The organism is Mycoplasmopsis iners ATCC 19705, from assembly GCF_000701805.1.
GTDB lineage: Bacteria > Bacillota_I > Bacilli_A > Mycoplasmatales > Metamycoplasmataceae > Mycoplasmopsis > Mycoplasmopsis iners.
In genome coordinates this window covers 134,819-147,202 of record NZ_JNJW01000001.1, presented here as the reverse complement: position 1 = coordinate 147,202, position 12,384 = coordinate 134,819, and the positions used below count along the sequence as shown (strand labels likewise).

11 protein-coding genes are annotated in these 12,384 nt (G+C 26.9%); 5 read left to right on the top strand and 6 right to left on the bottom strand.

From position 1 onward, the window contains the following. Nucleotides 1-98 precede the first annotated feature (98 nt). Complete coding sequence (locus T395_RS03500) at nt 99-791, top strand: Fic family protein (protein ID WP_029512572.1); 693 nt, start codon at nt 99-101, stop codon at nt 789-791. A 717-nt stretch (nt 792-1,508) separates the two neighbouring features. Then, nucleotides 1,509-2,819 carry a hypothetical protein gene (locus tag T395_RS0100575; protein ID WP_029512571.1) on the top strand — a complete coding sequence of 437 codons (1,311 nt, stop codon included), beginning with the start codon at nt 1,509-1,511 and terminating at the stop codon, nt 2,817-2,819. A 138-nt stretch (nt 2,820-2,957) separates the two neighbouring features. Here T395_RS0100575 and T395_RS0100570 read toward each other — a convergent pair whose 3' ends face one another. Next, nucleotides 2,958-6,065 carry a type I restriction endonuclease subunit R gene (locus T395_RS0100570; protein ID WP_029512570.1) on the bottom strand — a complete coding sequence of 1,036 codons (3,108 nt, stop codon included), beginning with the start codon at nt 6,063-6,065 and terminating at the stop codon, nt 2,958-2,960. Between the two features lie 90 nt (nt 6,066-6,155). On the opposite strand from T395_RS0100570, the gene T395_RS0100565 reads away from it, so the two are divergent. Together T395_RS0100565 and T395_RS0100560 are read left to right on the top strand one after the other, a co-directional pair. After that, on the top strand, nt 6,156-6,770 hold the full coding sequence (locus tag T395_RS0100565; protein ID WP_029512569.1) for a restriction endonuclease subunit S: 615 nt from the start codon (nt 6,156-6,158) through the stop codon (nt 6,768-6,770). 96 nt (nt 6,771-6,866) lie between these two features. Further along, on the top strand, nt 6,867-7,403 hold the full coding sequence (locus tag T395_RS0100560; protein ID WP_029512568.1) for a restriction endonuclease subunit S domain-containing protein: 537 nt from the start codon (nt 6,867-6,869) through the stop codon (nt 7,401-7,403). Here the strand turns inward: T395_RS0100560 and T395_RS0100555 are convergent. From T395_RS0100555 to T395_RS03490, 4 genes are all read right to left on the bottom strand, one after another. Continuing rightward, nucleotides 7,393-8,193 (bottom strand): tyrosine-type recombinase/integrase, encoded by an 801-nt coding sequence (locus T395_RS0100555; protein WP_156933059.1) that lies wholly within the window; start codon nt 8,191-8,193, stop codon nt 7,393-7,395. The genes T395_RS0100560 and T395_RS0100555 overlap by 11 nt on opposite strands. 36 nt (nt 8,194-8,229) lie before the next feature. Beyond that, nucleotides 8,230-8,808, bottom strand: a complete 579-nt coding sequence (locus T395_RS0100550) for a restriction endonuclease subunit S (RefSeq protein ID WP_029512566.1) — start codon at nt 8,806-8,808, stop codon at nt 8,230-8,232. 81 nt (nt 8,809-8,889) lie between these two features. Continuing rightward, complete coding sequence (locus T395_RS03495) at nt 8,890-9,240, bottom strand: restriction endonuclease subunit S domain-containing protein (RefSeq protein ID WP_051617755.1); 351 nt, start codon at nt 9,238-9,240, stop codon at nt 8,890-8,892. A 108-nt stretch (nt 9,241-9,348) separates the two neighbouring features. Then, on the bottom strand, nt 9,349-9,990 hold the full coding sequence (locus T395_RS03490; protein WP_051617753.1) for a restriction endonuclease subunit S: 642 nt from the start codon (nt 9,988-9,990) through the stop codon (nt 9,349-9,351). 29 nt (nt 9,991-10,019) lie between these two features. Here T395_RS03490 and T395_RS0100535 point away from each other — a divergent pair, with 29 nt between their 5' ends. Next, entirely contained in the window at nt 10,020-10,538 is a 519-nt protein-coding gene (locus tag T395_RS0100535; protein WP_029512565.1) for a restriction endonuclease subunit S, read from the top strand. Here the strand turns inward: T395_RS0100535 and T395_RS0100530 are convergent. After that, complete coding sequence (locus tag T395_RS0100530; RefSeq protein WP_029512564.1) at nt 10,507-11,985, bottom strand: type I restriction-modification system subunit M; 1,479 nt, start codon at nt 11,983-11,985, stop codon at nt 10,507-10,509. The genes T395_RS0100535 and T395_RS0100530 overlap by 32 nt on opposite strands. Nucleotides 11,986-12,384 lie beyond the last annotated feature (399 nt).

Below are 12,384 nucleotides of genomic sequence, written 5' to 3'. Positions count from 1 at the left end.
GGAAACTGGTACACAAAATATGGACAATCCATATTTCTTGTTCCAGTTTAAACATAATGAAACGAATTAAATTAAAATAAAATAATAAAGGTGAAAGTATGGACAAAGAAAAACCAATCAAAGAAGTTGTATTAAAATTGACCTATCATTCTTGTGCCATTGAAAACAACACTATTCCATATGAAATAACCAAAAAATTACTTAATAATCAAGATTTAAACAATATTTATAATGCTTACTCTATAAGAGAAATTAATGAATTGATTAATTTTAATAATGTTATAGAATATATTGCTAATAATTATCAAGATTTAGATATTAATAATGAAACAATTTTAAAGTTGCATTCTTTGATAATGGAAAATATTATTTTTAATAATGGTATTTTTAGAAATCATAATGTTACCATTAGTTGTGCTTATGTTAAACCTTATGACTATAATGTAATTGAATATAAACTTAATAAATTAAATACTGAATTTGATAATGAAATAATGTTTTTAAAAAGCACTATTTCAAAAGAAAAATTAGTTTTAAGATATCACGCTTTATTTGAAAGAATTCATCCTTTTAGTGATGGAAATGGACGAACAGGACGGGCATTAATATTTTTAATGCAACTTAAATATAATCTTCCTATTAAATATATTGCAGTAGAACATAAAAAAGAATATTTTAATTCTCTTAATGAATTCCTTATTAACGACAAAATAGATTGTTTATACGATGTTTATAATAAAAGTAAAGGTAAAATTAAATGACAAGCAAACAACAAGAATTCATTATCATAAACCAGGACAGAAAAGTAGACAGAAAATAAAAACTGTCTACTTTTCGTTTACAATAAACTGGGACACAAAATATCCCGAGTTTCCAAGTTTAATGCCGTTTTCAATGATAAAGTGCTTATTTATAGGGGAATTAACTATTTTTTAAGTATCATTACTTACATAAAAAATCAAAATCAAAAATGAAAATTAATTTAAAAATTTTTTATTTTGTTCAAAAAATTTATTAAAAAAGAATAAAAAATTTTGTTTATGCCATAATTATTTTGTTGTTTTAAACAAAAAATCACTGTTTTTTAGTAAATTCAACTTGGAAACTCAGGATTTTATGTGTGTAATTTTGAAACATAAAAAACGAATATGTCTTTTTTATAGACATATTCGTTTTTTTAGACTTTCAAACTTGGAAACTCGGGTTATGAAATTAAATGCTTGAGATCCTACTATTGAGCCACCATATTGATTGAATAATAATAAAAAACTTAATGAAAAATAACAAAAACAAATGACGTTAAACTAGGACGCAAAATATTGACAATCCATATTTCTTGTCCCAATTTATGTTAAGTATTGTAAACGTAGTTTTAATTATCGGTTTAGCATTTTATTTATTAATTTAATACTTTATTTTCAAAACGCTAATTAATCAAAGTATTAAATTTAATTAAGAGACTATAAGTTTTTCTTATAGTTTTTTTTATAATAATTTTAGGAGTAAAAATGAGTAATGAAAATAATAAAACTTATGATACCAATGGATACTTTCTAATTCCAATAGAAGAAAAGGATTTAAATATAGAAGCTTTTAATGAAATTAAGATTAAAAGTTGAATAAAAACTAATTTTGAGTCTCTTAATGAAAACAGCGATGAAAACGAGTCTGATGATTATTTTCTTAAAAATCCGTTTCTGAACAAAATGTTTAATTTGAATAATGAAGAAAAAAAATCATTTTCTTTAATCAAGTTTATTTATGAATTAAAAGAAAAAACAAATTTCAAAAATGAACAAATAAACAATAACAAAGAATATAAATCCTTTATTTTAAAATTAAATTTAGATTTTTTAAAAGTTGATAAATCCAAAATTGATAATTCAGAAATTTATTTAGCTCTTTTTATGGAACAGAATAGATTGCTTAACATCGAAGAAATAAGAGGATCAAATAATGAAAAATCAACGAATAAAGACTTAAAGAAAAAAATTGCTGAAATAAAAAAATCTTATGTCGTTAAAGCCAAATCATCTTTTTCTTCTTTTCAAATAGAATATCAAAATTTAAATTCTAAAAATGAATCTTTATTGGAATTATGGAATAAAAATTCAAGTAAAATATTTGCCGAATTATCAACCATGGAAGATGTCAAAATTTTATTTTGATTTACTAAAAATGGAATAAATAAAGACAATTTTGAAAAATTCAACTCAACATATAAATTAATACATTTATTTTTTTATATTTTTGAATTTTTTGGACAACAAAAGGCACTTTATTTTTTTAGTGAAATAGAAAACGAAACTAATGAAATTAAAAATTCGATAACATTGCTAGAAAAAAGTTATATAAACTTATTTCTAGATGAAAATAATGATGAAAGCATTAATACAAAAATTTTAGATATAAAAACCAAAATTGATAATTTGGAAAAATATATTTTAGATTTTAGAAATTGACTTTTTAACTTTAGTGAAAATATTTTTTCTAAACACAATCAAATCAATAATTTTTTTAAGGAAAAATACAGAATTCATAACATTGAAAAAACAATTAGTAATTGAGAGAATCAATTAAATAGATACAAAGAAATTTTTGTAAACTTCAACAAAAGAATAGAAAAAATCGAGAACAATCTTCTATCTATTACTAAGAAAATAGATAATTATTACGAAATAAAAAATAAAGGAAAAAATTTATTTTTTAACATCATTATTTATATTGTAAGTGCATTTCTTGGAGTTTGTTCTCTTTTTCAGGTTATTCAAGGTTTTTCTCTCGAAAAAGAATTAACTTTTAAGTTAATCTTAAACTAGGACAAGAAAAGTAGACAGAAAATAAAAACTGTCTACTTTTCTTGTTCTAGTTAACTAAAACAATCGTTTAATAAATAATAAAGTCTTAATTGTAATATTTCTTTTAAGTTGAATTTGATATCCTAAATAATTTGAAAATTAATCTTCACTCATTATATATTCGGCTTGTTTAATAACATCATCTACAGCTTGTTTTTGATATTCTGGAGGATAATTATACTTCTTCAAACATTCTTTTATTTTTGTTCTCATTCTTGCTCTTGTAGATTCTTTATGGGTTCAGTCTGTTGATGCGTATTCTTCAACCACTGACTTTAATTCCCTAGCAATAAGTTTAAGCGTTTCATCATTTAGTAATTCTTTAGCTGATTTATCTCTAATTAAAGCATCATAGAACGCTTTTTCTCTTCCGAATACACCAAGGTCTCTAGCTGTTTGTTCATCCCTTACCATTTCACTAGCGAATCCAACTAAATCAACAATAGTTTGTTCTGGTGAAAAAATAGCATCTCTATCATTATATTTTTCTAATATTTTTCTTAATCTTTTACTGTATTCTTGAGATTTAAAATAATTATTTTTTCTAGATTCAGCTATTGCTCTTTCAAGTAACTTCTTGACAATTTGAACAAACACATGAGGAGGATTTTTTACTCTTAATTCTTCTATGTTTTTCTCACTCAACAATTCAATAACTTTACTTGAATCTTCTTTTGTTTGAGTTAATATTTTTACTTCATCGCCTTTAATAGCGTCTGCTAGAAGATTAGAAACATATTCATTCATTTCTTTTATAGAAACAGTTTGAGTTTTTGCTCTAAGCTTTAGAATAAAACTTCTAATAGCTAAGTAATAATAAACATCATTTTTCTCTTCTTCAGTTAAAATACCAGCACAAACGACAAAGGCTTGCTTTACAGGAAAGGAAAGATCACTCATAAATGCATCTTCTCTTTTAGCATCTTGTAACACAAATTCTGTTCCGATTTGTACAGCTTCAAATCTTTCGTGATCATTAGAGCTATAGAATTTACTTTTATCAATTTTGTAAAATCATTCATTAAGTACACTTAATTTTTCTTTCAAGATGTCATAAATTTCTTTCTTTACATCTTGAACATTTTCTTGTCTGTCTCTATCTGTATATTCTGTTAATGCTTCATTTAACGCTTCATTTAGACCTATGTAATCGACAATTAAACCATAATACTTACCTGGATAAACACGATTAACACGAGCAATAGCTTGCATTAAATTATAAGATTTGAGCCTCTTAATAAAATATATTACATCTAAGTCGGGTACATCAAAACCGGTTAATCACATATCAACTACAATTGCGATTTTATATTTTGATGTATCTTTTTTAAATTCTTCACCTAACTCTTTTCTATATGCAGAATCTTTAAATAGATTACGCATTTCTTCTGTGTCTTTATTAGATTCAGTAACAACTAAAATTACTTGTTCTTTCATTTCAGGTGCAATCTCATCAACTATTTTCTTATATAGTTTTAAAGCCGCCTGACGAGTTTGGCAAACAATCATGGCTTTTCCGTTTAAAGTGCCCTTTCTCTCAGAATAATGAGCCATAATGTCTCTAGCAAATAAATCAATCATGTCATCATCTTCTAAAATAACTTTGATTTTGCTCATTTCACGTTTTGATTTTTCTATTGCTTGATTATCTGCTTGTTCATTTTTTACTAAATCATTATAGTAATTATCAATTTGACTCAATATTGATTGATCTGTCCAAACTTTTGCAAGTCTAGATTCATAAAAAAGTTTTACTGTTGAACCATCGATAACTGATTGAGTCATATCGTAGACATCGATAATATCACCGAAAATGTCTGTTGTTTGTTTTTCTTTTGTTGATACCGGAGTTCCAGTAAATCCAATAAAAGTAGCGTTAGGTAATGCTTCCCTAATATACTTTTCTACTCCATATTTGAAAACTGCTTCTAATTCATCAGTTTCTTTATTTCTTTCGTAATGAACAGTCTCATAAATTCCATAGTGCCCTCTATGAGCTTCATCAGTCATGACGATAATGTTTGAACGTTCATTTTTTGGTAAATGATGCTTATCGAATTTACCAACTGTAGTAAAAATTATTCCACCTTGTTTAATGTGTTTAAGTTTCTTAACTAAATCTTCTCTAGATGTAGCTATTTGAGGTTCGCATTTTAGGTAATTACGCGCACTAAAGAAAGTTTTATAAAGTTGATCATCTAAGTCGATTCTATCTGTTAAAACCACTATAGTTGGAACATTTAAGTCTTTGTTAATCAATAATCTATGTGCAAGCATTAGCATTGAAAATGATTTACCACTACCTTGAGTATGTCAAACAATGCCGGCTTTACCATTTCCGTTTGACTTAATACTATTTAAAATTGATTGAACTGATTTTTTCACCCCAAAATACTGGTGATACTGCGAGATTATCTTAACTGGTTTGTCATTTTTGTCTTGAATAAAGAAAATATTATGTTTAATAATATCTAGTAATCTGCTTTTTTCAAACACTCCATCTATGAAGGCATTTAGTTTAAATGCATAATTAGCATCATAACCTTTTTTACCATCAACACTTTTTCACTCATTGTATCTATCGAATTTAGAAGTCAATGTTCCGATTCTAGTACTTACTCCATCAGAAATTACTAAAAAAGCAGAGTAATTAAATAAAGTTGGAATATCATAACGATATCCATTAGACTCGTTGCTTCCGCCTAATTGATTGTAAGCGTCTTCCAGTGTTGCTCCAGTAGCATCTTCAACTAAAGACTTAAGTTCCATCACAATTAAAGGAAGTCCATTTATATACACAACTATGTCTGGTATTCTAGTCGATCTTCCTTCGTTGAACTTAATTTGATGAACTACTTGAAATGTATTATTATCTACATTATCAAAATCAATGAATTTGATAAGAGGGTTCACTTGATATTTATTTGACTCAATTGTCACACCTTCTACTAACATTTTGTGAACTAAAAAATTCCTTACAAATAAAGAAGGATTATCGACTCTCATAAGCTTATTCATTGCTTCGTTAAGTATTTCTAAATCATCAAATTTATTTATTTTAATTAACGAATTTAAAAGAACTTCCTTATTAATGAATTCATCAAGCTTTCTTTCACTTAGTCATGAATCGTCAAAATTTAAAAATTCAAAATCATTTTTTTCTAAAAGTTCTATAATGCTATTCTCAATAGTAGCTTCATTAAACATAAGATTTTACCTCAAAATTATTATATAAAAAAGCAGTTATTTTTCTCAACATTAATACACATAGTTAACACTATAGGAAGCATAGATGATTTGATTGAAAAAACTAATCAAAAAATTATATTGTTTGAAAAATTACTAAAATATATTTATCAAATTTATTTTAATCATAAAAGTAGTGTAAACAAATTAGGTGATGTAATTAAATATTTTGTTGGTGGAACATTTAAAAGTAAGGATTATACAAATCTTCCATCATGAAAATTAATTACAATTAAAAACATAGGAGACTCTGGATTTAATCTTGATAATATTACTTATTTTAGTATGAAGCCAGAATATGAAAAATTTAAATTAGAAATTGGGGATATCTTACTGACTATGACTGGGTACGTAGGTAGAACAGGTATTGTTGATTCTGAAGATTGTTATTTAAATCAAAGAATTATAAAGATTACTTGTGAATCGAAAGCTTTAATATATACCTATTTACTAATGGATAAGGAAAATATTTCTAGTTTAGGTCGCGGTAGTGCACAACCAAACTTAAGTATTTCAGATTTTTTAAACATTAAAGTTCCGTTCGGCGAAAATGACGTTAACTATTTTAAAAAATATGATTATATATTTGATGCAATTCTAAAAAATAGAATGAATATTAGAAAATTAACAAATTTGAAGAAACATCTTCTTTCAAAATATTTCTAGATAGTTAACACTATAGAAAGTATCGATGAACTCATTGAAAATTATTAGTTAATCGATACTAAAATTAAATCTATTGGATTAAGAAAAATAAACTCCTTGAATTCTATTAGAAATCGCGTTCCCCTCTCTAAATATGGGATATTTGACAAAGGAATAGAGGTTGGTTCTAGCAACTATATAGAAAAATCTCAAAATAGAGACGGTCTTATTCCGTACTTAAGAGTCGGTGATTTAGATTCATTAAAAAATTTTTATATAAAAAAAGCGCAAAACCTAAAAACATGTAACTCAGATGATACTTTAATAGCATTTGACGGCGCTCCTGGAAGGGTGAATGTTGGTTTATCAGGTGCTTACTCATCAGGAATATATAAAGTAATATCTGAAAATAAAGGTTTTGCTTTCTTTGAACTATTAAGCGATTTAAATCAGTCTATTATCAAAGATAATTCGCAAGGCACAACAATTTTGCATGCTTCCAAGGCAATACCAATGCTATTAGCTTGTGAACCTACCACTGATGAAATTAATTTTTTCAATTATATTTATAAATTATTGGTTAAAGCGAAAATGTTAAAATCTAAATGTCTAGATATTAAATCTATACTGCTTAATAAATATTTTACCAATTAATTATTTTGTCAACTATTTCCTGTTGCTCTTCGCTTGTTTTTCTCAAATAAATTCTAGTAGTTTCTATAGATTCGTGACCCATTAAATCGGCTAGTAATGCAATATCTTTGCATTTTTCTAAAAAGTTTTTTGCGAATCGATGCCTAAAAGAGTGTGGGTAAACTACATTTAGATTCATATTATATTTTCTTGCTAGTGATTTTAATTGATGAGCTATACCTCTGGTTGATATTTGATTACCATCTTTATTAAGAAATAGATAACCCTGTGTTCTAGTGATAGAATCATAATATTCTATCGCTTTTTTTCTTAATCTAACGGGTATGAATATTCTTCTTATTTTGCCACTTTTTGTGTAAAGATCTATATAACCCCTTATTAAATGCTCATATTTGAATTGAATAAGCTCAGAAATTCTGGCACCAGTTGCTCCTAAAAATCTAACAATAAAATACCACTCATAATTTTTGTCTTTGAGCAATTTGTTTTTAAAGAACTCGTAATCTGCATCGCTGATAACATTTTCTAAAAAACTTTTTTGTTGAATTTTTATGTATTTTAGTTTTAATTTTTCTTTCTTTAAAAATTCCAGATATTTGTTGATTCCTTGAATTCTCAAATTAATAGTTTTACCCTTATACTTATCGACTAATATTGATTTAAAAGCTAATAAATTTTGCTTTGTTATTTCACTAAATTCTGCACTAAACTGTTTAACTGCAATAACATAAGCATCAATAGTATTTTTTGTTAAATTTTGATGTTGTAAAAACGAAATAAATTCTTTCAAATTGTAATACCTCCTATTTATGGAAGGTACTAAAATCTAGAAATATTTATTCAATAATAGATTCTTCAATTCTTTAAGCTTCTTTATTTTTCTTCTATAAGAAGTTAAATGAATAACTAAAGGGCTAAACTCGTTATTGAAACTATTTATCTCTTCATCAGATAGTTTAGGGACAAGAATTTTATTAAATGTTTCATTATTAATCCCAGCCATGGTTGTACCTATAGAGTTAAGGTCTCTTTGAACAAAAAAGTTCGGGGATAAAATAATACCTGTTAGAAATGATAGTGGTAATTTGTTTGTAGTTTCGACTCCTAAATATCCTGTTGAAAATATATAATCATTAAGTAAATCATCATCTTTTTCTGTCACTATAATTACCTTTTTTGAGTCTTTCATCTTGGCGAATCATATTGAATCAACCACTGGTTGCATGTTTGCTCTAGATGGTCTGTCCTCAAAGTTAAATGAATCAAATTGTAAAATATTGTTAATACCTTCTACGGACGATGTGTCCAAATAATTCTTGGTATTATTATATTTTTTTATACCTGATTTAATAATTTTAGGCGAGTAATATTCAAGAGGAATGAGACTTTTATCAGATAACGACATACTAATTATGTTTAATATTTTTGATATCTGATTTTCATAATTTTCGATAAGATCATCGATACTTCCTATAGTGTTAACTATCTAGAAATATTTTAAAAGTAATTTTTCTTTAATAGACTTTAATTTTAAAATTTTTTCTTTATAGCCTATTTCTAAATTTAAAAGAATAACTGCAATCTTGTTATATGTTTTGATTTCATTTTCATTTAATAGAGGCATTGTTAACCCTAAAAACGTATCATCGTTTAAGGATGGTCTTGTTGATGCCTGAGAAGAGTTGTATAAAATATTTTTTACTTCATCTTGCATAAGGAAATCTCTAACATATTCTTTAATTAATTCATTATTCGGAATTACTTTTAATAATGCAACATTATACGCACCCTCTAAACCGTACCTTACAGCACCAGCGTCACCATATTTATCTATCATAATGTCATACTTATTACATAAATGATTTCGTTTTGAAATAGGTATATATGTTTTATGATTGTCCGAATCATAATCTCTATTTTGAATAAATCTAACATAACCTTCTTTTTATTCATAGATATGCTCTGATTTCGGAGGCTGAGCACCATTTTCAAAAGTCACTATTTCTTTGAATGGGACTGTACTGATTGAATTTAAAGAAAAATGCTTATAAAGTAATCTTCTTAATTTCTTGATTGAATTTAAAATTTCTAAAGTCTTTTCAATCAAATTATCAACTGTTCCTATAGTGTTAACTATGTGTTGTTGAATTTCTAAGTTTGGTAATTCGATATCTACATTTTCAAGTTGTTCTTTAGACAGCTCTTTGAATGTCGAACCTCCGGCAATTGAAACTAAATATTCTCTATTCTTAAGTAACCAATAATATAAATACATAGGTTTAACTAGATTTTCATTACAAATCATTGATTTAAACCCTTGATTTGTACATAGTGAGTTGTCTGCTATTGCAACATATCCAATCGGAGCTCTTGAAGTTAAAAGAACAGTTCCTTTAGGAACTAAAGTAGTAGAACAACTGTTATATCCTAATTCTGTTATATTTCTATTACCATAAGAAATATATCTAGTCTTTATCGAAGACATGTCCTTTGGTGTTATTCACTTTATATCACCACCCCAAAATTCAGGATTAGAAGTACTTGGGGTCGAACCATTGATGATATTTACCATATTTTTCAATTTCATTACTAATACCTCATTTCTAGGAGTTTTATATGAATACAGTAAAGTTAAAAGATATATCAATAGGTAATAAAGGTTCGTATGGAATCGGTGCCTCAGCATACAAATATGAACCATCATTGCCACAATACCTCAGAATCACTGATATATCAGATGACTCAAGAATTAATATACCGTTGCCTGCATGTATAAATGTGGATGAATATCCAAAATATAAAAACTACTTTTTAAATGAAAATGACATAGTTTTTGCTAGAACCGGTAATAGTACCGGCAGAAATTATTTTCACAATGGAAGTCCGGATAAAATAGTTTATGCAGGCTACTTAATTAGGTTTTCTATCGATTCTAGCAAAATAAATCCACGTTATGTCGGTTATTATTGTCAATCAAATTCATATTGAAAGCAAGTGAAATCGCTATTTACAGGAAGTACACGATCAAATTTAAATGCAATAATGTATGGTGAACTAAATATTCCTATATTGGAGCCATCAAAGCAACAACACATAGTTAACATTATTTTAATTCTTCCATTAATATCTCTTTAACCTTATCTTCTAGTTCTTTACTTTGTTTCATTAATTCTAATAATTCAATAGTAGTCTTTTCTAATTCTTGCTGAATTTCTTTTGAAGATAATTTGTTAGAATCATCTGTTCCAATGTATCTTCCAGGATTTAAAGAGAAATCTTTTTCTTTGATTTCTTCTAATGTAGCTCTCTTACAAAAACCTGGTATATCTATAAGAGTACCTTCTCTAAAATCACGATAAGCTTTAACAACTTTGTCTACATCTTCTTGTTCAAGGACTCTTATTTTTCTTGAGACTAATTTCCCTAAGTTATCTGCATTTACAAATAAAACATCGGTGTTAGTTTTTCCTTTATTTAAGATTCAACATTGAACTGAAATGCTAACATTTGAAAATAATTTATTAGGCAATGCTAGAATTGCTTCAACCTTACCTGATTCAATCATAGCCTTTCTAATTTTGTAATCATCTTTAGTATTACTTGTTGTAGCTCCGTTTGGCATCAATATTGCTGCTTTACCATTAGGTGCCAATTTTGAATACATTAATGAAAGTCACGCATAGTTAGCATTCTTCATGTCTGGTTTTCCAAATACTCATCTAGGATCACCTTCAAGAGATGGTTTTCAATAATCTTTTAAATTGTATGGCGGATTAGCAATGATGTAATTTGCCCTTAAAGACTTATGTAAATCACCTGTAAAAGAATCATCACTTTTTTCACCTAAATTTCCTTCAAGTCCTCTAATAGCTAAATTCATTTTAGCCATTTTTCAAGTTCCAGGGTTTGATTCTTGACCATAAATCGAGATGTTGTCAACGTTACCTTGATGTTCTTTAACAAACTTAGAACATTGAACAAACATACCACCACTTCCACAACATGGGTCAAAAACTTTCCCACTATAAGGCTCTAAAATATCAACCATTAATTCAACAACAGATTTTGGAGTGAAAAATTCTCCACCTTTTGTTGGTATATACTTAGCAAAAGCACCTACATAGTACTCATAAACTTGGCCGAAGAAATCACCATCAGCATCTTCCATATTTAAATTATTAGTGAAAAAGTCTACTAAGTCTCCTAAAGCAGATTTATCTAGATCACTCTTAGAATAAGTTTTAGGAAGAATTCCTTTTAGTTGATTATTGTGTTTCTCAAGTTCGATGAAGGCATCGTCAATTACTTGACCTAAATCACTTTGTTTAGAGTGACTTGCTATATTGGTTCATAAAGCATTTTCAGGTACTAAAAATACATGATCTTGAATGTAATAGTCTTCATCATTTTCTCTACCATCACCAACTTTTTTTAGCTCATTATATTTAGCAATGTACTTATCACTAACATATTTTAAAAAGACTAAACCCAATACAACATTTTTATAATCAGCAGGATCACATTTGTCTCTTAGTTTTTCTGCTGCTTTTCATAAAACATTTTCATCAATTATTTGTGACATACTTATCCTTAAATTCCTTCAATATTTTTAATTATTTAATTATAACATAATCAAAACCTTTTATTACTCTGCCACTATATTCTGCATGTTTTAGGTTAAATCAGATTCTAGATTACTACAACTAAATTGCTGAATTTTATAAGAACAAGAAAAATTAAACTAGAACAAGTTTTATAGGCAATTTATAAAAAACTCAAAGCATCTCAATATTGTTGAGGTGCTTTTCAATTTAACACAGATTGAAATCTTTCATTGTTATATCATTCAATGTAATCTTTAATAATGTTTTTGAGTTTATAAAAGCAAATTGTTTTGTAATTCGCAAAGTTTAAACAATCAGATTTGATGTTTGAAAAGAAATATTCAATTTACCTATTATCTAATGAATTTCAGACCCTG